21 protein-coding genes are annotated in these 24,782 nt (G+C 72.5%); 13 read left to right on the top strand and 8 right to left on the bottom strand.

The window, feature by feature from the left end; translation table 11 throughout:
• The first annotated feature begins 84 nt into the window (after positions 1-84).
• The 3 genes from D6270_RS16625 to D6270_RS16615 are packed head-to-tail and all read left to right on the top strand — an operon-like array spanning position 85 to position 2,884.
• Positions 85-867, top strand: a complete 783-nt coding sequence (locus D6270_RS16625; RefSeq protein WP_204117208.1) for a DUF5819 family protein — start codon at positions 85-87, stop codon at positions 865-867.
• Positions 864-2,195, top strand: a complete 1,332-nt coding sequence (locus D6270_RS16620; protein WP_109164704.1) for an HTTM domain-containing protein — start codon at positions 864-866, stop codon at positions 2,193-2,195. The genes D6270_RS16625 and D6270_RS16620 overlap by 4 nt, the downstream gene beginning before the upstream one ends.
• Positions 2,192-2,884, top strand: coding sequence for a TrmH family RNA methyltransferase (locus D6270_RS16615; protein ID WP_109164705.1), 693 nt, complete (start codon positions 2,192-2,194; stop codon positions 2,882-2,884). The genes D6270_RS16620 and D6270_RS16615 overlap by 4 nt, the downstream gene beginning before the upstream one ends.
• 3 nt (positions 2,885-2,887) lie before the next feature.
• On the opposite strand, the gene paaN is transcribed toward D6270_RS16615, so the two are convergent.
• Entirely contained in the window at positions 2,888-4,588 is a 1,701-nt protein-coding gene (gene paaN, locus D6270_RS16610) for a phenylacetic acid degradation protein PaaN (protein ID WP_109164706.1), read from the bottom strand.
• A 156-nt stretch (positions 4,589-4,744) separates the two neighbouring features.
• Between paaN and D6270_RS16605 the strand changes: the two genes are divergently transcribed.
• On the top strand, positions 4,745-5,344 hold the full coding sequence (locus tag D6270_RS16605; RefSeq protein ID WP_109164707.1) for a TetR/AcrR family transcriptional regulator: 600 nt from the start codon (positions 4,745-4,747) through the stop codon (positions 5,342-5,344).
• A 15-nt stretch (positions 5,345-5,359) separates the two neighbouring features.
• Here D6270_RS16605 and D6270_RS16600 read toward each other — a convergent pair whose 3' ends face one another.
• A complete protein-coding gene (locus D6270_RS16600) occupies positions 5,360-5,947 on the bottom strand; it encodes an Lrp/AsnC family transcriptional regulator (protein WP_109164708.1) in 588 nt (195 codons plus the stop codon).
• A gap of 246 nt (positions 5,948-6,193) precedes the next feature.
• On the opposite strand from D6270_RS16600, the gene pdhA reads away from it, so the two are divergent.
• The 7 genes from pdhA to D6270_RS16565 all read left to right on the top strand — a co-directional run bounded on the left by pdhA (position 6,194) and on the right by D6270_RS16565 (position 14,857).
• Positions 6,194-7,351 carry a pyruvate dehydrogenase (acetyl-transferring) E1 component subunit alpha gene (gene pdhA, locus D6270_RS16595; RefSeq protein WP_109164709.1) on the top strand — a complete coding sequence of 386 codons (1,158 nt, stop codon included), beginning with the start codon at positions 6,194-6,196 and terminating at the stop codon, positions 7,349-7,351.
• Positions 7,348-8,379 (top strand): alpha-ketoacid dehydrogenase subunit beta, encoded by a 1,032-nt coding sequence (locus D6270_RS16590; RefSeq protein ID WP_109164710.1) that lies wholly within the window; start codon positions 7,348-7,350, stop codon positions 8,377-8,379. The genes pdhA and D6270_RS16590 overlap by 4 nt, the downstream gene beginning before the upstream one ends.
• Entirely contained in the window at positions 8,379-9,854 is a 1,476-nt protein-coding gene (locus D6270_RS16585; RefSeq protein WP_109164711.1) for a dihydrolipoamide acetyltransferase family protein, read from the top strand. The genes D6270_RS16590 and D6270_RS16585 overlap by 1 nt, the downstream gene beginning before the upstream one ends.
• Before the next feature lie 95 nt (positions 9,855-9,949).
• Positions 9,950-10,849 carry an NTP transferase domain-containing protein gene (locus tag D6270_RS16580; RefSeq protein ID WP_109164712.1) on the top strand — a complete coding sequence of 300 codons (900 nt, stop codon included), beginning with the start codon at positions 9,950-9,952 and terminating at the stop codon, positions 10,847-10,849.
• Complete coding sequence (locus D6270_RS33145; RefSeq protein WP_204117106.1) at positions 10,846-12,663, top strand: molybdopterin molybdotransferase MoeA; 1,818 nt, start codon at positions 10,846-10,848, stop codon at positions 12,661-12,663. Before D6270_RS16580 ends, D6270_RS33145 begins: the two co-directional genes overlap by 4 nt.
• A complete protein-coding gene (locus tag D6270_RS16570) occupies positions 12,621-13,772 on the top strand; it encodes a potassium channel family protein (RefSeq protein ID WP_109164713.1) in 1,152 nt (383 codons plus the stop codon). The genes D6270_RS33145 and D6270_RS16570 overlap by 43 nt, the downstream gene beginning before the upstream one ends.
• 98 nt (positions 13,773-13,870) lie before the next feature.
• The gene (locus D6270_RS16565) at positions 13,871-14,857 is read left to right on the top strand and encodes an NAD(P)H-quinone oxidoreductase (RefSeq protein ID WP_109164714.1); all 987 of its coding nucleotides are present in this window, start codon (positions 13,871-13,873) and stop codon (positions 14,855-14,857) included.
• 61 nt (positions 14,858-14,918) lie between these two features.
• Here the strand turns inward: D6270_RS16565 and D6270_RS16560 are convergent, their stop codons facing one another.
• The 5 genes from D6270_RS16560 to D6270_RS16540 form a co-directional block, all read right to left on the bottom strand.
• A complete protein-coding gene (locus D6270_RS16560; RefSeq protein ID WP_109164715.1) occupies positions 14,919-15,470 on the bottom strand; it encodes a bacterial proteasome activator family protein in 552 nt (183 codons plus the stop codon).
• A gap of 102 nt (positions 15,471-15,572) precedes the next feature.
• On the bottom strand, positions 15,573-18,431 hold the full coding sequence (locus D6270_RS16555; protein WP_109164716.1) for an FtsX-like permease family protein: 2,859 nt from the start codon (positions 18,429-18,431) through the stop codon (positions 15,573-15,575).
• Positions 18,428-19,237 carry an ABC transporter ATP-binding protein gene (locus D6270_RS16550; protein WP_109164717.1) on the bottom strand — a complete coding sequence of 270 codons (810 nt, stop codon included), beginning with the start codon at positions 19,235-19,237 and terminating at the stop codon, positions 18,428-18,430. Before D6270_RS16550 ends, D6270_RS16555 begins: the two co-directional genes overlap by 4 nt.
• A gap of 179 nt (positions 19,238-19,416) precedes the next feature.
• Positions 19,417-20,040 carry a PadR family transcriptional regulator gene (locus D6270_RS16545; protein ID WP_109164718.1) on the bottom strand — a complete coding sequence of 208 codons (624 nt, stop codon included), beginning with the start codon at positions 20,038-20,040 and terminating at the stop codon, positions 19,417-19,419.
• A gap of 94 nt (positions 20,041-20,134) precedes the next feature.
• On the bottom strand, positions 20,135-20,566 hold the full coding sequence (locus D6270_RS16540) for a hypothetical protein (protein WP_225976880.1): 432 nt from the start codon (positions 20,564-20,566) through the stop codon (positions 20,135-20,137).
• A gap of 55 nt (positions 20,567-20,621) precedes the next feature.
• Between D6270_RS16540 and D6270_RS32550 the strand changes: the two genes are divergently transcribed.
• The gene (locus D6270_RS32550) at positions 20,622-21,065 is read left to right on the top strand and encodes a hypothetical protein (RefSeq protein WP_158650529.1); all 444 of its coding nucleotides are present in this window, start codon (positions 20,622-20,624) and stop codon (positions 21,063-21,065) included.
• 82 nt (positions 21,066-21,147) lie between these two features.
• Here D6270_RS32550 and D6270_RS16535 read toward each other — a convergent pair whose 3' ends face one another.
• Positions 21,148-22,791 (bottom strand): protein kinase domain-containing protein, encoded by a 1,644-nt coding sequence (locus tag D6270_RS16535; protein WP_109164719.1) that lies wholly within the window; start codon positions 22,789-22,791, stop codon positions 21,148-21,150.
• A gap of 356 nt (positions 22,792-23,147) precedes the next feature.
• Here D6270_RS16535 and D6270_RS16530 point away from each other — a divergent pair, with 356 nt between their 5' ends.
• Positions 23,148-24,740: a protein kinase domain-containing protein gene (locus D6270_RS16530; RefSeq protein WP_109164720.1), complete on the top strand. Its 1,593-nt coding sequence runs from the start codon at positions 23,148-23,150 to the stop codon at positions 24,738-24,740.
• The last annotated feature ends 42 nt before the right edge of the window (positions 24,741-24,782 follow it).

The raw sequence follows: 24,782 nt of genomic DNA, 5'->3' as shown, positions 1-24,782 counted from the left end.
CATTGACTTCAATGGTCGGTCGGAGGCCCGTAGGGTGTCAACCCTGTGGATAACCGAGTGGTGATCGATCGTGAGCGGGGCGGGATGGATGCGGACCACGACGGGAGCTCCGGGCGCGGGGATTCCGGCAGCGTGCACGAGGACGTCCGGCCGCAGGCCGTGAGCCCCGCACCGGAAGCGGAGGCACCGGTGTCCGCCCCGGAACCTCCCGGGACCGGCACCGGCATAGCCGGCCTCTCCTTCGGCTACCAGCTCGTCGCCGCCCTCGCCCTCTCCCTCATGGGGCTGCTGGCCTGCGCACAGGTGGCCATGGTCTTCCTGCACGTCGCCCCGTCCAACACGCTGACCAAGCAGCACGGCAAGACGGTCGACGACTGGATCTACCCGGAGTTCGAGCAGAACTGGAAGCTCTTCGCCCCCAATCCGCTCCAGCAGAACATCGCCGTCCACGTCCGGGCCGAGGTGTCCGGCACCGACGGGCCCCGCACCACCGACTGGATCAGCCTCACCGAGGCGGACGCCGAGGCGATACGCGGCAACCTCTTCCCCAGCCATGTGAACCAGAACGAGCTCCGCCGGGGCTGGGACTTCTACCTGAACTCGCACGACGACCAGAACAAGCCCAACGGTCTGCGCGGCGACCTCTCCGAGCGCTACATCCGGCGCATCGCGATGCTGCGGCTGAGCGAGCGCGACCTGGGCGGCACGGTCGAACGGATCCAGATGAGGTCGGCAACCAGCATGATCGCCCCGCCCCCGTGGTCCACCGAGAAGACCAACACCCGCCCGAGCTACCGCGTGCTCCCCTGGTGGCCCGTGACCCCCGGCGATCTGCCCGCACCGCGTGCCGAGGAGGGGGACAAGTGACCAGCACCCCGCCCACCGCACCGCCGGCGAGCCGCCCCGCACCGGACCGGATCGCCACCGCCGGGACCGCTCTGGCCCGCGCCATCCAGCGCATCACCGCATCGGCCCTCGGCCCGTACCAGAGCGCCGTCATCCGGATCGGCTTCGCCGCCACCTATCTGTTCTTCCTGGTCCGCGAGCTGCCGCACCGCCATGAGCTGTACGGCCCCGACAGCCCGTGGCACTGGGACCTGGCCCGGCAGCTCACGGCCGGGAACGACGCCTTCTCCGTCCTCCTCTGGTCGGACAGCGCGCTCTGGTTCGAGGTGGTGTACGCGCTCACCGTGCTGTCCGCCGCAGGCCTGCTCCTGGGGTGGCGCACCCGGGCCACGTCGGTCCTCTTCATGGTCGGCGTGCTCTCCGTACAGAACCGCAGCGTCTTCATGGGCGACGGCGGCGACAACGTCATCCACCTGATGGCGATCTACCTCGTGCTGACGCGCTGCGCCCAGGTCTGGTCGCTGGACGCCCGCCGCGCGGCCCGCGACACGGAGCGCACCGCGGTCGGCCTGCCGCCCCGGCGGGACGTCACGGGCCCGGTGCTCTGGGCGGTCCTCGGCCCGGTCCTGCTGGGCGCCACCCTGATGGACGGCCTCGGCGGGACCTGGTGGCTCCCGGTCCTGCTGTGGATCCTCTGGCTCTCCGCCGCCGCCTGGTGGGCCGCGAACCGCTTCGCCCCGTACGGGCAGCAGCGTGCCCTGCTCGATGTGCTGGCCAACCTCGCCCACAACGCGACGCTCCTCGTGATCATGGTCGAGGTCTGCCTGATCTACGCGACCGCCGGCTGGTACAAGATCCAGGGCTCGCGCTGGCAGGACGGCACCGCGCTCTACTACCCGCTCAAACTCGACTACTTCGCCCCCTGGCCCGCCCTCTCGGACGTGCTCGCCTCCAGCGGGCTGATGGTGATGGTGCTGACGTACGCGACGGTCATCGTCCAGGTCGCCTTCCCGTTCACGCTGTTCAACCGGCGGCTCAAGAACGTCCTGCTGGTCATCATGATCGGCGAGCACGCCGGGATCGCCCTGCTGCTGGGGCTGCCGTTCTTCTCGATGGCGATGATCGCGGCCGACGCGGTGTTCCTGCCGACGGTCTTCCTCGTCTGGCTGGGTGGCCGGGCCGCGCTGGGACGGCAGCGGCTGCTCGGGTGGCTGCCGCGGCGGTCGGGCCCCCCTGAGGCCGGCGGTCCGCAGGAGGTGCCCACCGCACGCTCGGCGCCGGAGGAACGCGGCGGTACGGGGGAGGCCCCGCCGCACGGCACCGGTGGGGGCCATACGCTCGTGGGGTGAGCAGCGAGACCGACAGCACCGGCAGTACCCCACAGCCCCCGTCCGAGGCCCTCCAGTACGACGACGGCTACGGCCAGGAGATCGGCGTCGGGCCGCACCCGCTGCCCTGGCCGGAGGGTGAGCGTTACGACCCCGAACTGCTGGCCCACGGCGACCGGCGCAACGTCGGTGACGCTTACCGTTACTGGACGCGCGAGGCGATCGTCGCCGACCTCGACCCGCGGAGGCACGACTTCCATGTGGCCGTGGAGAACTGGGGCCACGACTTCAACATCGGCTCGGTCGTCCGCACCGCCAACGCCTTCCTCGCCAAGGAGATCCACATCGTGGGCCGGCGGCGCTGGAACCGGCGCGGCGCCATGGTCACCGACCGCTACCAGCATGTGCGCCACCACCCGGACACGGCGGACCTGACCGCGTGGGCGGCGGCCGAGGGACTGCCGATCATCGGGATCGACAACCTCCCCGGCGCCGTACCGCTGGAGCGGACCGAGCTGCCGCGCCGGTGTGTGCTGCTGTTCGGGCAGGAGGGGCCCGGCCTGACCGAGGAGGCGCGGAAGCACGCCTCGATGGTGTGCTCCATCGCCCAGTTCGGATCGACCCGGTCCATCAACGCGGGGGCCGCGGCGGCGATCGCGATGCACGCGTGGGTGCAGCGCTACGCCGATGTCCCCGACCCCCGCCGATGACGCCTACGCCTGGCGGCGCACCTCGACCACCCGGAAGCGGTTGGCGACGAAGGCCGCGTCGCACAGGGCCGCGTTGGCCGCCGGGTTGCCGCCGGAGCCGTGGAAGTCGGAGAACGCGGCCGTCTGGTTGACGTAGACCCCGCCGGTCAGGTTCAGCGAGAGCTGGGCCGACTCGTCCAGGCAGACGTCCTCGATCGCCCGCTCCACCTCGGCGGAGGTGGTGTAGGCGCCGACGGTCATGGCGCCCTTCTCGCGGATCGTGCGGCGCAGCAGCTCCAGGGCGGCGGACGTCGACTCGACCGCCACGGCGAAGGAGACCGGGCCGAAGCACTCCGAGAGGTACGCCGCGTCCTCGTCGGTCTTGGTGCCGTCCAGCTTGACGACGACCGGCGTGCGCACGACGGCGTCGGGGAACTCGGCGTTGGCGACCGTACGCGAGGGGAGAGCCACCTCGCCCAGCTCACCGGCCGCCTCCACCCGGGCCTTGACGTCCGGGTTGACCAGGGCGCCGAGCAGGGCCGCCGCACGGGCGTCGTCGCCGAGGAGCGCGGTGACGGCCGCCGCGATGTCGGCGACCACCTCGTCGTACGACTTGGGGCCGTCGTCCGTGGTGATGCCGTCCCGGGGGATCAGCAGGTTCTGCGGGGTGGTGCACATCTGGCCGCTGTAGAGCGAGAGGGAGAACGCCAGGTTGGCGAGCATGCCCCGGTAGTCGTCGGTGGAGTCGACGACGATCGTGTTGACGCCGGCCTTCTCGGTGTAGACCTGCGCCTGGCGCGCGTTGGCCTCCAGCCAGTCGCCGAAGGCGGTGGAGCCCGTGTAGTCGATGATCCGGATCTCGGGGCGTACCGCCAGGGTCTTGGCGATGCCCTCGCCCGGCCGCTCGGCGGTGAGCGCGACCAGGTTGGGGTCGAAGCCCGCCTCGGTGAGCACCTCGCGGGCGATCTGCACGGTGAGCGCGAGCGGCAGCACGGCCCTGGGGTGGGGCTTCACCAGCACCGGGTTGCCGGTGGCGAGCGAGGCGAACAGGCCCGGGTAGCCGTTCCAGGTGGGGAAGGTGTTGCAGCCGATGACCAGCGCGATGCCGCGGCCGGTCGTGGTGAACGACTTGGTCAGCTTCAGCGGGTCGCGCTTGCCCTGCGGCTTGGACCAGTCCGCCGTCTCCGGCGTACGGACCTGCTCCTGATAGGCGTACGCGACGGCTTCCAGGCCCCGGTCCTGTGCGTGCGGGCCGCCCGCCTGGAACGCCATCATGAAGGCCTGGCCGCTCGTGTGCATCACGGCGTGGGCCAGCTCATGGGTGCGGGCGCTGATCCGCGAAAGGATCTCCAGACAGACCAGGGCCCGCGTCTCGGGGCCCGCGGCCCGCCAGGCGGCCGTGCCGGCCTTCATCGCGGGAAGCAGGACGTCCGGATCGGCGTGCGGATACTCGACGCCGAGCTCCGGGCCGTACGGCGAGACCTCGCCGCCCGTCCAGCCGTCGGTGCCCGGCTGCCCCAGGTCGAGACGGGTGTTCAGCACCGCGTCGAACGCGGCCTTGCCCTCGGGCGCCCCGAGACTGCCCGGAGCGCCGCCCTCGCCGTACGCCTTCGGGTGCTCGGGGTGCGGCGACCAGTACGCGCGCGTACCGATCGTGTCGAGGGCCTGGTCGAGCGTGGGCCGGTGGGTCTCGGACAGCTGCTGGGGGGTGAGCGCGGCGGCCATGGCGGACCAACTCCTCATCGAGCCGGGCGGGGACGTACGGACGGAGTCAGGTTAACCGAACGATCGGTCGGGACAAGGGGGCCCGGGGAACCTGTGGACAACTTCGGTGCTCCCCGGCCGCGCGGGAACGATCCCTCATGGGGGAGGATCGCGGACATGACCACGGCCAAGCGGGACACGTACACCCCGGAGACTCTGCTCACCGTCGCCGTCCGTGTCTTCAACGAGCGCGGTTACGACGGCACCTCCATGGAGCACCTCTCCAAGGCGGCGGGTATCTCCAAGTCCTCCATCTACCACCATGTGGCGGGCAAGGAGGAGCTGTTGCGCCGGGCGGTGAGCCGGGCACTCGACGGGCTCTTCGCCATCCTCGACGAGCCGGGGGCGGTGCGCGGGCGCGCGATCGAGAGGGTCGAGTACGTCACGCGCCGGACCGTCGAGGTGCTGATGGCGGAGGTTCCGTACGTCACGCTGCTGCTGCGGGTGCGCGGCAACACGAAGACCGAGCGGTGGGCGCTGGAGCGGCGGCGCGAGTTCGACCAGCGGGTGGCGGAGCTGCTGAAGGCCGCGGCCGCCGACGGTGACCTCCGGGCCGATGTGGACATACGGCTGGCCACCCGGCTGCTCTTCGGCATGGTCAACTCGCTGGTCGAGTGGTACCGGCCGCAGCCGGGCGGCTTCCCGGGCGAGGAGCAGCTCGCCGACACGGTCGTCCAGCTCGCCTTCGAGGGGATGCGGGCGACCGGGGCCCGTTGAGGCCGCCCGAGCCGGTCAGGCCAGCTCCGCCGGGCGGTCCGGGCGCGGGCCGAGGTCCGTCTCCTCGAACACCAGCAGCGTGCGCGTCGACAGCACCTCGGGGATCGACTGGATCCGGGTGAGGACCAGCTCGCGCAGCGCCCGGTTGTCCGGCGTGTGCACCAGGAGCAGGACGTCGAAGTCGCCGCTGACCAGCGCGATGTGTGTGGCGCCCGGCAGCGCCTGGAGCTGCTCGCGCACGGTGCGCCAGGAGTTCTGCACGATCTTGAGCGTGATGTACGCCGACGCGCCCTGCCCGGCCCGCTCGTGATCCACCCGCGCCCCGAAACCCCGGATCACACCGTCCTCGACGAGCCGGTTGATCCGGGCGTAGGCGTTGGCGCGGGAGACGTGGACCCGCTCGGCCACCGAACGTATCGAGGCACGTCCGTCGGTCTGGAGGATGCGCAGGATGTCGCGGTCGATGGCGTCCAGGGGGCGCGGCGGGGGCGTGGGGGCCGCCGGGCCCGATGACGGGGGCGGGGCCGCCGGAGTGGCCGTGGAGGCCGCTGCGGGCGTCGCCGGGGGCGCGGTCCGGCCGGGCTCCTCGCCCGTGTCGGCCATTTGTTCAGCTGCCATCTGCCCGCGCCTTCCTGTTGTGGACGACCTGCCTCTATCCCAGGCTGTGGAGAACCGTTTGTCCACAGGGTGAAGGTGCCTGTAGCCAAAATGCGCTCGCGACCGAACAATCGGTAGGTGAGGCACACCACACCGGTGTCTCGCCCACCCCGCGACACCCTCGCGACATCTCTCGCCATCACCACACATATCGACACCCTCGATCTCCATCGATGCCTGGAGGTGCTTTCCATGACGGTCCAAGAGCTGCCCGGCGCGGCCACCTACCGGCCCACGCCGCCCCCGGCCTGGAAGCCGATCACCGACCCCGCCCCGCTGCTCCCGGACCCGGAGCCCTACCGGGTGCTCGGTACGGACGCGATCGCGGATGTCGACCCCGAGCTGCTGCTCCGGCTCCACGCCGAGCTGGTGCGCGGCCGCCGGTACAACACGCAGGCCACCGCGCTGACCAAGCAGGGCCGGCTGGCGGTCTACCCCTCCAGCACCGGCCAGGAGGCGTGCGAGATCGCCGCTGCTCTGGTGCTGGAGGAGCGCGACTGGCTCTTCCCCAGCTACCGGGACACGCTGGCGGCCGTGGCGCGCGGACTCGACCCGGTCGAGGCGCTGACCCTGCTGCGCGGCGACCGGCACACCGGCTACGACCCGCGTGAGCACCGCATCGCCCCGCTCTGCACCCCGCTCGCCACCCAGCTGCCGCACGCGGTGGGCCTGGCGCACGCGGCCCGGCTCAAGGGCGACGACGTCGTCGCGCTCGCCATGGTCGGTGACGGCGGCACCAGCGAGGGCGACTTCCACGAGGCGCTGAACTTCGCGGCCGTCTGGAAGGCGCCCGTCGTCTTCCTCGTGCAGAACAACGGCTTCGCCATCTCCGTGCCGCTGGCCAAGCAGACCGCCGCCCCCTCCCTCGCGCACAAGGCCGTGGGGTACGGGATGCCCGGCCGCCTGGTCGACGGCAACGACGCGCCCGCCGTGCACCAGGTGCTCAGCGAGGCCGTGGCCCGGGCCCGGCGGGGCGGGGGGCCGACGCTGATCGAGGCCGTCACCTACCGCATGGAGGCCCACACCAACGCCGACGACGCCACCCGCTACCGGGTCGACAGCGAGATCGAGGCCTGGCGGGCACACGACCCGGTCCAGCTCCTGGAGCGCGAGCTGACCGGCCGTGGGCTGCTGGACGACGAGGGCATCGCGCAGGCGAAGGAGGCGGCCGAGCGCATGGCCGCCGCACTCCGCGACCGGATGAACGCCGACCCGGAGCTGGTACCGATGGACCTCTTCACCCACGTCTACGCCGAGCAGACCAGCCAGCTCCAGGAGCAGGCCGCCGCGCTCCGCGCCGAGCTGGACGCCGAGCAGGACCACGACCACAGCGCGGAGGAAGGCCGATGACCACCGCGGCGACGAAGGCCGGCACCCGTACGGCGAAGGCGAAACCGGCCACCATGGCGCAGGCCCTCGGGCGCGCCCTGCGCGACGCGATGGCCGAGGACCCGGCCGTGCACGTGCTCGGCGAGGACGTCGGCACCCTGGGCGGGGTCTTCCGGATCACCGACGGGCTGGCCAAGGAGTTCGGTGACGACCGGTGCACCGACACCCCACTGGCCGAGGCGGGCATCCTCGGCGCGGCGGTCGGCATGGCGATGTACGGGCTGCGGCCCGTGGTGGAGATGCAGTTCGACGCGTTCGCCTACCCGGCGTTCGAGCAGCTGATGAGCCATGTCGCCAAGATGCGCAACCGCACCGGGGGAGCCATGCCGCTCCCCATCACCGTGCGCGTGCCGTACGGCGGCGGCATCGGCGGCGTGGAGCACCACAGCGACTCCTCCGAGGCGTACTACATGGCCACGCCGGGCCTGCATGTCGTCACACCGGCCACGGTGGACGACGCGTACGGCCTGCTGCGGGCCTCCATCGCTTCGGACGACCCGGTGGTCTTCCTGGAGCCCAAGCGGCTCTACTGGTCCAAGGCCGACTGGTCGCCCGAGACCCCGGCCGCGGTCGGACCGATCGGCGAGGCCGTCGTCCGGCGGACCGGGCGCAGCGCCACGCTGATCACGTACGGGCCGTCCCTGCCGGTCTGCATGGAGGCCGCCGAGGCCGCCGTCGCGGAGGGCTGGGACCTCGAAGTGGTCGACCTGCGCTCGCTGGTGCCGTTCGACGACGAGACGGTCGCGGCCTCGGTGCGGCGCACCGGCCGTGCGGTCGTCGTCCACGAGTCCCCCGGCTTCGGGGGGCCCGGCGGCGAAATCGCGGCCCGGATCACCGAGCGGTGCTTCCACCACCTGGAGGCCCCGGTGCTGCGGGTGGCCGGCTTCGACATCCCGTATCCGCCGCCCATGCTGGAGCGGCACCATCTGCCGGGAGTGGACCGGGTTCTCGACGCGGTGGCCCGGTTGCAGTGGGAGGCGGACAGCTGATGGCCCAGGTCCTCGAATTCAAGCTGCCGGACCTCGGCGAGGGGCTCACCGAGGCGGAGATCGTGCGCTGGCTGGTGGAGGTCGGCGATGTCGTCGCCATCGACCAGCCCGTCGTCGAGGTCGAGACGGCCAAGGCGATGGTGGAGGTCCCCTGCCCGTACGGGGGTGTGGTGACCGCGCGGTTCGGTGAGGAGGGTTCCGAACTCCCGGTCGGCGCGCCGCTGCTGACGGTCGCGGTGGGGGCGACGGATGCCTCTTCCGCGCCCCCGGGGGATGACCGGGCCGCCGCCGAGGAGCCTTCCGGGGAGTCCCGGTCGGGGTCCGGTTCCGGCTCGGGGTCGGGGTCGGGGAACGTGCTCGTGGGGTACGGGACCGGTGCTCCGGCCGCCCGGCGTCGGCGCATTCGGCCTACGGGGGTCGGTGCTGCGGCACGCGTGGCTGCGCCGGTGACCGCCGCATCTGCTGCTCCCGCTGCGGTTGCTGCCTCCAGCCGGACCGCACCGGTCGCGGTGGCGGCCGGTGAAGTGAACGGCCGGCAGGGGCCCGTGGCTGTGGTCTCTCCCCTCGTACGCCGGCTGGCCCGGCAGCACGAGATCGATCTGCGGCAGCTGACGGGCTCGGGCCCCGACGGGCTGATCCTGCGGGCCGATGTGGATTCCGCGATCCGGCGAGCCGGGGAGGCCGGGAGCGCCACGGAGGCGGAGGCGCGTACGACCGCCGAGTCCGCCGTGGCCGCGGCGTCCACGGCCCAGGTGGGCGAGGCCGCACCGGCGGGCGCCGAGCGGATTCCGCTGCGCGGGGTGCGCGGCACCGTCGCCGACAAGCTGTCGCGCAGCCGGAGCGAGATCCCCGACGCCACCTGCTGGGTGGACGCGGACGCCACCGAGCTGATGGCCGCCCGCGCCGCGATGAACGCCGCCTCGGGTCCGTCCGGCGGGCCCAAGGTGTCGGTCCTGGCGCTGCTGGCGAGGATCTGCACGGCGGCGCTGGCCCGGTACCCGGAGCTCAACTCCACCGTGGACACGGCCGCGCGGGAGATCGTGCGCCTGCCCGGCGTCCATCTCGGGTTCGCGGCGCAGACCGAGCGGGGCCTCGTCGTCCCCGTCGTCCGGGACGCCCACACCCGCAACGCCGAGTCGACCGGGGCCGAGATCGCCCGGCTGACCGAGCTGGCCCGGACCGGGAAGCTCAGCCCGGCCCAGCTGACCGGCGGCACGTTCACGCTGAACAACTACGGGGTGTTCGGGGTCGACGGTTCGACGCCGATCATCAACCACCCCGAAGCGGCGATGCTCGGCGTCGGCCGGATCATGCCCAAGCCGTGGGTGCACCACGGTGAGCTGGCCGTACGTCAGGTCGTCCAGCTCTCGCTCACCTTCGACCACCGGGTGTGCGACGGCGGAACGGCCGGGGGATTCCTCCGGTACGTCGCCGACTGCGTGGAGCAGCCAGCGGTGCTGCTACGCAGCCTGTAGGGCCTGTCGTCACGTGGACGCCCTCTCCGGATCCGGCCGTGTTGTCGGTCACCCCGGTGGGGGCGTCACCGTCGGGTGGTGCCCATACTCGACGTATGACCGCCTACGACGTGATCGTCCTGGCCGGCGGGGCCGCGAAGCGGCTCGGCGGCGCCGACAAACCGGCTGTACGGGTCGGTGGCCGCGCGCTGCTGGACCGGGTGCTGGCGGCCTGCTCCGGTGCGGGCACCACCGTCGTGGTGGGCGGCCGCAGGCCCACCTCGCGGCCGGTCATCTGGACCCGCGAAGTGCCGGAAGGCGGGGGGCCGTTGGCGGCGCTCGGGGCGGGGATGCGGCTGACGACCGCCGAGCGGTTGCTCGTGCTCTCCGCCGACCTTCCGTTCCTGGGCCCCGCCACGGTCGACGCGCTGCTCGCCGCCGCAGGTGAGGAGGGCCGGGAGGGCGCGCTCTGCACCGACCCCGACGGCCGGGACCAGCCGCTCGTCGCCGTCTACCGAGCGGAGCCGCTCCGCCGCGAGCTGGCCCTGGCCGCCACCGAGCACGGCGCCCTCACCGGGCTGCCGCTCCGGCTGCTGACCGGGGAGCTGGACCTCGCCCGGGTCGACGCCGGGCCGCACGCCGCGTTCGACTGCGACACTTGGGACGACATCGCCGCCGCCCGCGCCCGGATCAGGGAGCATGGGGCCGTGCTGGACGAATGGATCACCTCGGTCAAGAACGAACTGGGAATCGAACTCGACGTCGACACCGACGTCCTGCTCGACCTCGCCCGCGACGCCGCGCACGGGGTCGCGCGGCCCGCCGCACCGCTCACGACCTTCCTGGTCGGGTACGCGGCGGCCCGGGCGAGCGTCGGGGCGGGGCCGGGGGAAGGCGCGGCGGCGGTCGCCGAAGCCGCCCGCAAGGCTGCCGCGCTCGCCCTGCGCTGGGAGGCGGAGGGCGAGAAGAAGGGGACCCAGGCGGAGGCCAGCGGCGAAGGGGCCGGAACGCCATGACCGGCGGCGATCTGCCCGGTCGGGACGGTACGAGCGGTACGCGCGGCGTGACCGGCCCCGACAGCGCTCTGGCGCGCGCCGAGGCCGAGGAGCTGGCCGTCGAACAGGCCCTGGCGCTGGTCGGCGGCCGTAACCATGCGCGCATCCAGGTGAACGACCGGGCCCGTAACCGAGCCGGTGACCAGGCGAACGACCGGCCGCGTAACCCGGCGGACGAGCCGGCGCATCACCAGCCGGGCGACCGAGCCGACGGCCGGGCACGAAACACGGCGGACGACCAGGCGGGCAACCCGGTCGGCGCCCGGGCGAACGACCAGGCGGGCGACCGGCCTGGCGATCCGGCGAACCACCGGCCGAGCAACCCGGCGAACCACCAGGCGCGCAACCGGGTTGACGACCAGGCCAGCCACCGGACTCGCAACCCGGCGAACCACCCGTCGGGCAACTCGGCGAACGACGGGACGTGGAACCCGGTGAACGACCGGCCGCACGACCGAGCCGACGACCGGCCGCCCGACCAGCTTCCCAGCGACCCCACCAACCCGCACGCCACCTCCGTGTACGGGACACCCAACTCCCCCTCCCCCGAACACCCCTGGGACCAGGCGCGGGCGCTCGCCGCCCGGGCCGGGCGGCGAGGGGTGGCCTCCGTGGTGCGGCTGTCGTTGGACCGGGCGCTGGGGCATGTGCTCGCCGAGCCTCTCGCGGCCCTCACCGACCTGCCGTCCTTCGACACCTCCGCCATGGACGGGTGGGCCGTCGCCGGGCCGGGCCCCTGGGCGTACGAGGAGGGAACCGGGCTGCGGGCGGGCGGGGACCCCACCGCGCCCCTCCCCGACGGCACCGCCGTTCGGATCGCCACCGGCGCCCGTATCCCCGCCGACACCACCGCCGTGATCCGCAGCGAGCACGCCCACGTGGACGAGGCCAGGGGGCTGCTCTCCGCCCGGCGGCCCGTCGTCACCGGCCAGGACATCCGCCCCCGGGGCCAGGAGTGCGGCTCGGGCGATCAGCTGGTGCCGGCCGGCACGGTGGTCACCCCGGCGGTGCTCGGGCTCGCCGCGGCCGCCGGGTACGACGCCCTGCCCGCCGTCCCCCGCCCCCGCGTCGACGTCCTCGTCCTCGGTGACGAACTCCTCACCTCGGGCCTTCCGTACGACGGCCTCATCCGTGACGCTCTCGGCCCCATGCTCGGCCCCTGGCTGCGGGCCCTGGGCGCCGAGGTCTCCGCCCCCCGCCGCCTCGGGGACGACGCCGAGGCCCTGCGCGAGGCCCTCGCCTCCTCCGACGCCGACCTGATCGTCACCACGGGCGGGACCGCGGCGGGCCCGGTCGACCATGTGCACCCGGTCCTGGCGGCCTTGGGCGCCGAGTTGCTCGTGGACGGCGTCGCCGTACGCCCCGGCCACCCCATGCTGCTCGCGCTCCTCGCCCCGGAGGGGCCGTACCTGGTCGGGCTGCCCGGCAATCCGCTCGCGGCCGTATCGGGGCTGCTGACCCTCGCCGAACCGCTCCTGGCGGGGCTGGCGGGACGTCCCGCTCAGGACGCGTACCGGGCGCTCGTCCACGCCGATGTGCCCGGCCATCCGCACGACACCCGCCTCGTCCCCGTGGTCCACCGCGCGGGCCGGGCGGGCGGCCGGGACCATGTGGCGCCCCTGCGCTACAACGGGCCCGCCATGCTGCGCGGGATCGCCGCGGCGGACGGGTTGGCCGTCGTACCGGCCGGCGGGGTACGGTCCGGCACCGAGGTGGAGATTCTGGATCTCCCATGGGCCCCGGCGACGCCGTGGACGGAAGGGTGTTTCACGTGAAACTTCCCGGCCACGACGCGATGGCCAGGCGCGCCGACGAACACGTCGTACCGACGCGGGTGATGCTCCCGCGCCGGGTCGCCGTCGGACCGGCCCGGCAGGTCGCCAAGCGGCTGCTGATGGCGCTGCTCGTGCTGGCCGCGACGGTGCTGATCGTCTGGCTGGACCGCGACGGCTACAACGACACCGCCGACGGCAAGGTCGACCTGCTGGACGCGATCTACTACGCGACGGTCACCCTCTCCACCACCGGGTACGGCGACATCACCCCGTTCAGCTCGGGTGCCCGGCTCATCAATGTGGTGCTCGTGACACCGCTGCGCGTGCTCTTCCTGATCATCCTGGTCGGCACCACTCTTGAGGTCCTCACGGAACGGACCCGGGAGGACTTCCGGCTGAAGCGTTGGAGATCCAACTTGCGTGACCACACCGTCGTCGTCGGCTTCGGGACCAAGGGCCGTTCGGCGATCCAGACCCTCCGGGCCACCGGCCTGGCGGAGGAACAGATCGTCATCGTCGATCCGGCCTCCAAGGTGATCGAGGCCGCCAACGCCGAGGGCTACACCGGCGTGCTCGGCGACGCCACGCGCAGCGATGTGCTCCTGCGGGCCGAGCTCCAGAAGGCGCGTCAGATCATCATCGCCACCCAGCGCGACGACACCGCCGTCCTCGTGGCGCTGACCGCGCGTCAGCTGAACCGTGGGGCGAAGATCGTGGCGGCGGTCCGCGAGGAGGAGAACGCACCGCTGCTGCGGCAGTCCGGCGCCGACGCGGTGATCACCAGCGCCAGCGCCGCCGGACGGCTGCTCGGCCTCTCCGTCCTCAGCCCGAGCGCGGGCACGGTGATGGAGGACCTGATCCAGCAGGGCAGCGGCCTCGATCTCGTCGAACGCCCGGTGATAAAGGCCGAGGTGGGCAAGAGCGTCCGCGAGACCGACGACCTGGTCGTGAGTGTGCTGCGCGGACACCGACTGCTCGGTTACGACGACCCGGCGGCCAGCCCGTTGCAGCTGACGGACCGGGTCATCACCATCGTGCGCGCCTCCCCGCCGACCGGCTCCGGCCCGTCCGGCCCCCACCTGCCGCACCTGCCGCCGCACCGCTCCTGACCCCGGGAGCGGTGCGGGCGGGCAGCGCCGCGCCGGGAACGTACGGACGCGGGGCGCGCGAAGAGCGTACGGGCAGCGGCGAGAGTAGCCTCGCGGCCATGCATGCGATCACGATCCCCGAACCCGGTGGCCCCGAGGCGCTCGTCTGGGCCGAGGTGCCCGATCCCGTACCCGGCGACGGCGAGGTCCTCGTCGAGGTCGTCGCCGGTGCCGTCAACCGTGCCGATGTCCTCCAGCGCCAGGGCTTCTACAACCCGCCGCCCGGCGCCTCCCCCTACCCCGGCCTGGAGTGCGCGGGCCGGATCGCGGCGCTCGGCCCGGGCGTGACCGGCTGGGCGGTCGGCGACGAGGTGTGCGCCCTGCTGTCCGGCGGTGGGTACGCGGAGAAGGTCGCCGTACCGGTGGGCCAGCTCCTCCCCGTACCGGAGGGTGTGGATCTGGCGACGGCGGCCGCGCTGCCCGAGGTGACCGCGACCGTCTGGTCCAACGTCTTCATGGTCGCCCACCTGCGCCCCGGCGAGACCCTGCTGGTCCACGGCGGCTCCAGCGGTATCGGCACCATGGCGATCCAGCTGGCGAAGGCGGTCGGCGCCCGGGTGGCGGTCACGGCGGGCAGCCCGCAGAAGCTCGCCGAGTGCGCCGCGCTCGGCGCCGACATCCTCATCGACTACCGCGAGCAGGACTTCGTCGAGGAGCTGGCGAAGGCGACCGACGGGGCGGGGGCCGATGTCATCCTGGACATCGTCGGCGCCAAGTACCTGGACCGGAACGTGAAGGCGCTCGCCGTCAACGGCCGCCTGGCCATCATCGGCCTCCAGGGCGGCGCGAAGGGCGAGCTGAACCTCGGCGCCCTGCTGACCAAGCGCGCCGCCGTCACCGCGACCTCGCTGCGGGGCCGCCCGCTCGCCGAGAAGGCCGCCATCATCGCCGCCGTACGCGAGCATGTGTGGCCGCTGATCGCGGAGGGGGTGGTCCGGCCCGTGGTGGACCGTACGGTGCCCATGGAGGACGCCGCCGAGGCGCACCGGGTGCTGGAGTCCAGCACCCACATCGGCAAGGTGCTGCTGGTCGCGCCGGGCGCGTAGAGCGCGGGAGGGCCCGGTACACACCACGGTGTGTACCGGGCCCTCCCGCGCTCTACGCCGTCTACAGATACGGGCCCGAACGGATCGGCCCGTGCGGGTCCGCGCCGCCGCCTTCCTCGTCCTCGTGGGCCATCCCGGGCGGCAGCGCGCGGCGCATCTGCTCCAGCTGCGCGCGGGCCGCCATCTGCTGGGCGAACAGCGCCGTCTGGATGCCGTGGAAGAGGCCCTCCAGCCAGCCCACCAGCTGGGCCTGTGCGATCCGCAGCTCGGCCTCGGAGGGCACCGACTCCTCGGTGAACGGCAGCGAGAGCCGCTCCAGCTCCTCCACCAGCTCCGGGGCGAGACCGTCCTCCAGCTCCTTCACGGAGCTGGCGTGGATCTCCTTGAGCCGGACCCGGCTCGCCTCGTCGAGAGGGGCCGCCCTGACCTCTTCCAGGAGCTGCTTGATCATGCTGCCGATGCGCATGACTTTCGCGGGCTGCTCGACCATTTCCGTCACCGGGACCTCGCGCGACTCGTCGTCACTGGCACCGCCGCCGACAGCCATTCCGTCCTGGCCCACTACAAGGACCTGCGGGTGCTCCTGCGACCGGTCATTCCTCGGCATTTCCATGCCGCCATTGTCTCGCACACATGCCGTACACCACATTGGTGCCCCCGGAAACGGATGATCCACCGTCTCCGGGGGCACCGCGAGGGCCCAGGGTCCCGCTCGCTAACCCGCCCGTCGGGCCAGCTTCAGCCGGGAACTGGTGAGCCCGGCGGCCAGCAGCCCGGCCAGCACCGGGACGACCAGGGCCAGCAGCGCGATGGTCGGCCACGGCATCACGATCGGGGTGTACGCCGACTCCATCGGCTCCGCCCGCATCTCCGCCAGAGCCGCACGCAGGTCGGTCAGGCGCAGCGCGACCGCCGGCACGATCCCCGCCAGTGTCCCCAGGAGCACCCCGGTCAGGGCGACGACCAGGCATTGGAAGCCGGAGAGCGAGCGCCGCACGCCCGGGGGCGCGCCCACCGCGCTGAGCGTGGTGAGGTCGGCCTCCGCGTCGGCCTTGGAGAGCCCGGTGGTGATGGCGGCCGCGCCCAGGGTCACGACCCCGGCGAAGATGGCGAGGATCAGCAGGATCGCCTCGTCGTCCCCCTGCTCCGTACCACTCGGGGTCATCACGTACGCGCGGTTTCCGGCCTGCTCGATCGCGGCATCGGTCGCCTGCCGCTCGGCGTCGTTCGGCTCGCGGCTCAACGTGTAGACGCTGGCGTGGTCCTCGCTGTGCAGGCCGAGCTCGTCCGCCGTCCGCTGCGGCAGGATCATCCGGATGCCCGGGGTCGCCGCGTACCGGCCGGGGGCGACGTACACCTTCAGCCGGTCCGTGGTGGTGCGGGCCTTGCCGGGATGCAGGGCCCGGTTCTCCTTGTCGCGCTCGCTGTAGGTGTGGACGGCCCTGAGGGTGACCTCGCCGTTCTCGGCGTACGCCGGGTTGAGCAGCACGGGTGTGCCCGAGGCCAGGGCCTTCGCCGCCGCCGGGTCGTCCAGTTTCACGTACGACGTGAGCAGCCCGGCGTCACCGATGACGACCTTGCTGTCGTCGGTGCCGAGGGAGGCCGAGGTCCACCTCTCGTCCACGCAGGCGGGGGAGTTCATCAGCCGCTTGTGCTCGTCCGCCGAGATCCGCAGGGCGAGTTCTTTGGCGCCCTTGCCTTGCAGGGGGCAGGAGTGGCCCTTCCCGGTCGGCTTGAGAATCTCCATGGACCCGCAGTCGTTCTCCTCCTCGTAGTACACGGAGCAGTCGCTGCCGGCCCAGACCCTGCTGATGTCGGAGCGCCCTCCGCTGACCGGGTAGTTCTGCTCGACGGCGGCCCGTGCGCGGGGCAGGTTGGCCTTCTCGCTGGTGTCGAAGGCCATCAGCGCGGCGGTGCCCGGGGTCAGGTCGGGCAGGTGGTCGTAGGCCTGCTCGGCGGCGCTGCTGCTGGTGTACGTGGCGATGGCGACGCTGCCCGCGACGGCGGCCATGACGGCGGCGACGGCGGGGGCGGTACGGCCCCGGTTGCGGGCCGCGTCGCGCAGGGCGATCCGGGGGGTCAGCGGCAGCAGGCGGCCGAGCCGGCCGAGGAAGCCGACGATGACCGGGATGCAGCCGAGAAGGCCCAGTTCGGCGAGGACGGAGCCGCCCGCGACCAGCTTGGTGCTGCCGCTGAGGCCGCCGTGGACCGCGAGGGCGATACCGCCCACGAGCACGGCGGAGCCGGCGATCGGCAGGACGCGGGAGCTGCGGCGGGAGCCGCGCCGGCCGGTGAGCGACTCCAGGACGGACTGGCGGCCCGCCACGATCGCCGGGGCGAGCGCGGCGAGGATACCGGTGACCAGGCCGAGCACGGCGATGGCGAGGATCTCCCAGGGCTGGACGGTCAGTTCGCCGAAGCGGCGGCCGGTGAAGTCCTCGATCATCGGGCGGAACAGGGCGGTGAGACCGAACCCGGCCCCGACGCCGACGACCGCGCCGACTCCGCCGAGCACCGCACCGCCCGCGAGCACCACGGCCCTGACCTGGCTGCGGGTGCCGCCGCACGAGCCGACCAGGCCCAGCTGGCGGCGCGAACGGCGGGCGCCCACGGCGAACGCCGGACCGGCCAGCAGCACGATCTCCAGGATCGCCATGGCGGCCACGGTGAGGGCCGCGGCGGTCATCTCCGCGTTGTCCGTGCCCCAGCTCCGCGCCTGTGCGGCCATGGGGACTTCGGAGTCCGGCGGCGGGTCGAGGGCGATCTGACGGGCTCGTACCACCACGCCCTTCTCATTGGCGGCGAGCACGTCCGGCCAGGTCACGCCGACCCCGGGCGGGCCTTGGACCAGCCACTTCAGGTCGCTCGCCTGGGGCGGCAGGACCTCCTTGTCGCCGTCGGCGGTCTTCTGCCACGGGGCGATGACCGCGCCGGGGACGGCGAACAGGGACTCGGCCTTCAGCTCGGCGGGCAGCTCCACGGCGCCGGTGAGGGTGTAGACCTGCTGGGGGCCGCGCACGGTGACGCGGTCGCCGACGGAGAGGCCGGACGCCTTGAGGAAGGCATCGGTCGCCGCGATCTCGTCCTTGGCCTTCGGGTACGCGCCCCCGGTCAGCTCGACCCGGCCGCGCAGCAGCGGGTCGGCGATGGCCAGTTCGGTGATCTGGGTGTCGGTGATGCCGTGGCGGGTCGTCACGGAGACGGGCACGGACTGCTCGGTGAGGAACCGCGAGCCCTCGGGGAAGGTCGCCGGTACGTCGACGGGCTTCCGCTGGTCCTCGGGCAGTGTCTCCGGGGCGTCCTCGGGCGTGCCCCACATGACGCCGTCGGGCATCTGCACCAGGCGGACCGGCCCCATCCCCTGGTCCTTGAAGAGGGCGTCGGCCGCACCCAGGTCCGCCGTCAGCTTCTCCGCCATGGTGGGCAGGGCGCTGCGGTACGTCAGGTCGGCGGCGGTCACACCGAGGACCGGCAGGGCGATCATCGCGACGACGAGGGCGCTGCGGGCCTTGGCCCGCGCCGCGTCACGTCGGGCTATGCGGAAGGCGGCGCGCCATCCGGAGAAGAGGCTCACTTGGCGCCCTCGGTGGATCCGGAGGTGCCGGCCGCTCCCGTGGCGCCCGCCGCGAGCAGCGATTCGGCCCCGGTGGTCAGCGTCTGGTCGACGATCGAACCGTCGCGGAGGAAGACGACCCGGTCGGCCCAGGCCGCGTACCGGGGCTCATGGGTCACCATCACCCCGGCCGCTCCCTGGTCGCAGCGGGTGCGGAGCAGGGCGAGGACGGCCTCGCCGGTCTCGGAGTCGAGGGCTCCGGTCGGTTCGTCGGCGAGGACGAGGCGCCGGTCGCCGACGAGGGCGCGGGCGATGGCGACGCGCTGCTGCTGGCCGCCGGACATCTCGTCGGGGAAGCGGTCGGCGATCTCGGTCAGCTTCATCTCGGCCAGTGCGGCGAGGGCCTCCTTACGGGCCTTGCGCACGGAGACGCCGTCGAGTTCGCGGGGCAGCGCGATGTTCTCGGCGGCGGTCAGGGCCGGGATGAGGTTGTAGTCCTGGAAGACGTAGCCGACGCTACGGCGGCGCAGGGCGGCGACGCCCTTGCGGCCGAGGGCGGCGATGTCCTGTCCCTCGATGATCACCTGGCCGCCGGTGGCGTTGTCGAGTCCCCCGGCCAGGGTGAGCAGGGTGGACTTGCCGGAGCCGGAGGGGCCCATCACGGCGACCAGCTCACCCGGATACACCGAGAGGCTGATCCCGCGCAGGGCGTGCACCTCGGCGATGCCGGAGCCATGGGTGCGGGTCAGGTCCCGCAGTTCGAGTACGGGGTCGCCTGCGGGTGTCCCGGAGGGCGGCGGCGGAGGTGTGGCGGCGGGCAGGGACATGGCGGGTGGTTCCCCCTAGGACGAGACGCGCTGATCGTGGTGTGCGGAACGGGAAGCGGCCGGTCGGTCGTGGTGGGCGGAGCAGGAGACGGCTGGTCGGTCGTGGTTCGCGGAGCAGGAGACGGCTGGTCGTGCTGGGCCGGACGGGAGACGCGCGGGGCAGCGGTGGGGCTTCGCGGTCAGCGCCGCGCCTTCGTGCGCCCGGCCAGGGAGCGGGCCGGGCCCCGGGTCGCGGTCGGGCCGGGCTCGGCCGAGGGCTCGGTGGCGGCGGCTTCGGCTAGGCGGACGAGCCGCGACTCGCAGTGGTCCAGCCAGCGTGCCTCGGCCTCCGCCTGGAAGATCAGCTGCTCCACCACGAGGAGCCAGGCGACCTCGTCCCGGTTGGCCGGGACGTCGGCCAGGGCCTGGGCCTTGAGCCGGGTGTAGTCCTGCATGGCCTTGAGCGTGTGGTGGCGCTGGGACTGGATGACCTCACGGATGTCGACACCCGGGGCCCCCACGGCCATGGCGAGCTTGATGGCCAGCTCGTCACGGGGCGGGTTGGTGCGGTCCACCGGCGTCTCGAACCAGCTGCGCAGCTCGGCCCGGCCTCCGTCGGTGATCGCGTAGAGGTCGTGCCCGGCCTCGTCGGCCCCCTCCTGCACGACCATGCCGTCGCGCTCCAGACGGCTGAGCGTCGTATAGACCTGGCCGACGTTGAGGGGCCAGGTGGAGCCCGTGCGGGACTCGAACTCGGTGCGGAGCTGGGAGCCGTACCGAGGGCCCCGCTCCAGGAGGGCCAGCAGCCCGTGACGGATCGACATACTGAGTATGTATACCGAGTATGTCGATCCTGGCAAGTCTCCGGAAGGTGTGGCCACGGGGCGGAGGAGCCCGCTCACACGGCGTGAAGTGGAATCAGCTCACACGGCGCAGACGGAAGGCGAGGAAGGCCATTCCGAGCCCGACCAGAGCGAGGCCCGAACCCAGCGATACCTGCTGGACCTGACGTACGGCGGCGGCGTCCAGGGCACGTACGGCCGGAGGCCCCTCCTCACTGAACGCCTCGGGCGGCGGAGTGAAGGCCAGCAGGTCGGCGGCGGCTTCCTCGGGCTCGGCCGAGGGCTCCGGCTCGTCCGGTGCCTCGGCTCGCGCCAGCTCCAGCGGGGTCAGCGAACGCCCGGGACGCACCTTCCCGGCCCCGGCCTCGCGCCCGGCCATCGGCGCGGTCGACCCCGTCACCTCGACGGAAGCGGAACGGCTGGGAGAGGGCGATACGGAACCTTCGGGCGGCTCGGTGCCGTCGACCACGTCATCGGCACCGGCCGAGGGGCTGCCGGCAGGCCCCACAGCCTCTCCCGAGCGGGAGCCGGATCCCGAGCCGGGGACACCCGACCACGACGGCGTGGCCGGAGCAGGCACCCCCGAGGGAAGCACCGGCGAGGGCGAGGCACCCGACGGCGACGGGACGGACGTGACGGCCGGTCTCGATGCCCCGGAGGGCGTCTCACTGACGGCCGTCCCATCGACAGAGACAGAGACAGAGACCGAGGCAGAGATAGAGGCAGAGGCAGAGGAGGAAGCGGGGACAGAGGCGGACGCCGTGCCGCCCAGCGGCTCCCACGGCCCCAGCGCCGCGCCGGCCGCCACCAGCAGACAGACCGCGCACCTCGACGACCACACGGCCGGAAGTCCTGGAGCCATGAGATCAGCGTCACATGGGCTCCGGCATCCGGCATCCCGGACGGGCGAGGAGGAGATAACCGGCCGTTCCGGGGTCGATTGCCACCCCGGAACGGAGATCCGCAGCCCCACAGTGATCAGAAACGAACACCTTGCGAGGCCATGAAGCCCCTGAGGTCACGAAGCCCCGGGGCCATGAAGCCTTTACGGGACCGTCCGCGAAGGCCTCACCGGACCTTCGGGACCACTTAAGAGGGCCGTCCCGTCGAGACCTTCAGCTCGAAGTGGGCGCCGCGCTCGGCGACGGCCGTACCCGAGGACGGGAACTGTCCGACGACCTGGCCCTCCGCGTACGTGTTGCCCGGCTCCTTGATCTCCTTGATCGTCCAGCCCGCGGCAGTCGCGCACTCCTTCGCCGAGAAGATGTCCTTGTAGACGAAGTTGGGCGCCTGGACCTTCTGCGGGTCGTTGGAGTCCTCCATGGCGTCCGTGCAGGCCGTCGTCTTCATCGTCCGGTTGCGCTCCGGCGGCCGGTAGCCCTCGTCCGTGGAGTTCTCGCTGGTGCCGGGGTCGCCGCCCTTGCCGGCCTCGTCGTCCTTGCCGTTGCCCTGGAGGGAGAGAGCGGTGATCAGACCGCCGACGGCGAGCAGCGCGACGACGATGGAGCCGACGATGACCGGCATGTTCCGCTTGGAGGAGGAGCCGCCCGTGGTGCCGACCGCCGTCTGGTGCTGCGGGTTGATCGTGTACGGCGGCGGGGTCTGGTGGGCGAGCGGGCCCGGGTAGCCCTGGGAGGCCTGCGGGTAGCCGTAGCTCGGGGCGGAGGTCGGGGCCTGCTGGTTGTACGGGCCCGACTGGTACGCCTGCGGCTGGTGCGGCTGGTAGGGCGTCTGGACGCTCTGCGGGGCCGGGGTGGACTGGTCGACCGGCGGGAACACCGCCGAGCCGACGCCCGACCCGCTGTTGGCCGGTCCGCCGCCGGCCACGATCGCCGGGGCCCCGGTCTGGCCGCCCGAGGCGTTCAGCACCCGCGAGATCTCGTCCCGCATCGCGGCCGCGCTCGGGAAGCGCTCGTTCGGGTTCTTCTTCAGGGCGCGGGCGACCAGCGCGTCCACCGCCGGGGTGACCGACCGGTTGATGGTGGACGGTGCGACCGGCTCCTCCTGCACATGCGCGTACGCGATGGCGAGCGGTGAGTCGGCGTCGAACGGGATCCGTCCGGTGAGCAGCTGGAAGAGCATGATGCCGACCGAGTACAGGTCGGAGCGGGCGTCCACACCGCGGCCGAGGGCCTGTTCGGGGGAGAGGTACTGCGGGGTGCCGACGACCATGCCGGTCTGCGTCATGGAGGTGACACCGGACTGCATGGCGCGGGCGATGCCGAAGTCCATGACCTTCACGACGCCGCGCTTGGTCATCATCACGTTGCCGGGCTTGATGTCGCGGTGGACCAGGCCCATCTCGTGGCTGGTCTCCAGCGCGGCCAGAACGTCCGCCGTCACCTTGAGCGCCTTGTCGGCGGGCATCGCGCCGTGCTGCCGGATGTCGTCGGCCAGGACCGAGCCGAGCGGCTGGCCCTCGACGTACTCCATGACGATGTACGGCATCAGCGCGCCGCCGAGCTCGTCCTCGCCGGTGTCGAAGACCGAGACGATGTTGGTGTGCTGGAGCTTGGCGACGGCCTGCGCCTCGCGGCGGAACCGCTCGCGGAAGGACTGCTCGCGCCCGAGCTCGGTGTGCAGGGTCTTGATCGCGACCTGGCGGTCGAGGGCGGAGTCGTAGGCCAGGTAGACGGAGGCCATGCCGCCCTCGCCGAGCAGGTCACGCAGTTGGTAGCGGCCGCCTGCCACCGCTCCGCCCGCGTAGCGGCCCTGTGCGCCGTCCTGGCTCATGACTTGCTTCCCCCTCGGCGGCGCGCATCCCTGGCACGCGCTGTGATGCACACGCGATGTTTCTGTAGGACGCGGTCGGGTGCGACCCGGTTCCGTACAACGCGATTACGCGCCAAGTCTGCCCGAGGGGTCCGACACGTCAAGCCGGGTGCCCGTTCCGTGACCCTACGCGCAGGAAGCGTCTCGGAAGCGTTACAGGAAACACGTTGATCGGTGGTGCGGGGCGCGCCGGCCGGTCGGATGATCCGTCCGGAGCGGAACCTGGGTGTCCGGTGGAGCCTGTAGCGTGACGTGGCAATGCAGCAAGGCACCGTGAGAACCCGCGGACGCGCGGACAGATACGACGGCGAGGACTGATGGCACCCGATTCCGAAGCAAACGGCGGCGGAGTTTCGGATGGTTCCGACGCCTGGGGTGTCGGCGGCGTCGTCGGTGACGGACGCTACCGGATGACCTACCGGCTCGGCCGGGGCGGCATGGCAGAGGTCTACGCGGCGGAGGACGTCCGGCTCGGACGTACGGTCGCGGTCAAACTGCTCCGCTCCGACCTGGCCGAGGACCCGGTCTCCAAGGCCCGCTTCACACGCGAGGCGCAGTCCGTCGCCGGCCTCAACCACCATGCGATCGTCGCCGTGTACGACTCCGGCGAGGACACCGTGGGCGGCCAGACCGTCCCGTACATCGTGATGGAGCTGGTCGAGGGCCGCACCATCCGCGACCTCCTCCTGACCGCCGAGGCGCCCCCGCCGGAGCAGGCGCTGATCATCGTCTCGGGGGTGCTGGAGGCGCTGGCCTATTCGCACCAGCACGGCATCGTGCACCGGGACATCAAGCCCGCCAACGTGATCATCACGGACTCCGGCGCCGTCAAGGTGATGGACTTCGGTATCGCGCGGGCGCTGCACGGCGCCCAGTCGACGATGACCCAGACCGGCATGGTCATGGGCACGCCGCAGTACCTCTCCCCCGAGCAGGCGCTCGGCAAGGCCGTCGACCACCGCTCCGACCTCTACGCCACCGGCTGCCTCCTCTACGAACTGCTGGCGCTGCGGCCCCCGTTCACCGGTGAGACCCCGCTCTCGGTGGTCTACCAGCACGTCCAGGACATCCCGGTGCCGCCGTCCGAGGTCTCCGACGTGGTGCCGCCGGAGCTGGACGGGCTGGCGATGCGGTCGCTGGCGAAGGATCCGGACGACCGGTTCCAGAGCGCGGAGGAGATGCGCGGGCTGGTCCAGTACAGCCTGCAGATGCTCCAGGTGCAGGGCGGTCACACGGGGACCTGGAACACCGGTCCGGTGGCGCTGCACGAGGGTGGCCAGACCCCGCCGCACGGGATGACCGGATCGACCCGGGCGATGGGTCACCCGGTGCACGGGGACACCTCGCAGGGCCCGATCCTGCCTCCGTACAACCCGGACGACGGCGGCTACGACGGCGGTCAGCGCGGCGGTGGCCGGCGCAACAAGATGTGGCTGTTCGTGGTGCTGGCCCTGGTCGCGATCGGTGCCGGGGTCGCCTTCGCCATCAGTGCGTCCAAGGGCGACGACAACGACAAGCAGCCGGTCAAGCCGTCGCCGTCGGTGAGTTCGTCCGAGGAGACGCCCTCGGAGGAGCCGTCCGAGGAGGAGTCCGAGGAGCCGGAGGAGCCGAGCAACCCGACGGGTGGGCAGACGCAGCCCAACCCGCCGCCTTACACCCCGCCGCCGACCCGGCCCCAGCCCTCGTTCACCCCGTCCCCGACCCCGTCCGACAACACGGACGGCGGCACGACGGACGGCAACACCAACGAGGGCAGCAGCGGCGAACCGAGCGGTGACCCCACCACCCCGACCACCGACCCGGGCACCCCGGGCGGCGGCAACGGCGGGGAGCCGGGCGGCGGAGCCGGCGGTGGCGACGACGGCGGTACGGGAACGACCCCCGGCTCCTCGGCGGGCCTCATCCCCTAGAGCCCGCGCACCGCACACACAGATCACGCGTCACCTCTCAAG

Source organism: Streptomyces griseus subsp. griseus, from assembly GCF_003610995.1.
Taxonomy (GTDB): Bacteria; Actinomycetota; Actinomycetes; order Streptomycetales; family Streptomycetaceae; genus Streptomyces.
This window is presented reverse-complemented; position numbering and strand designations above follow the sequence as displayed.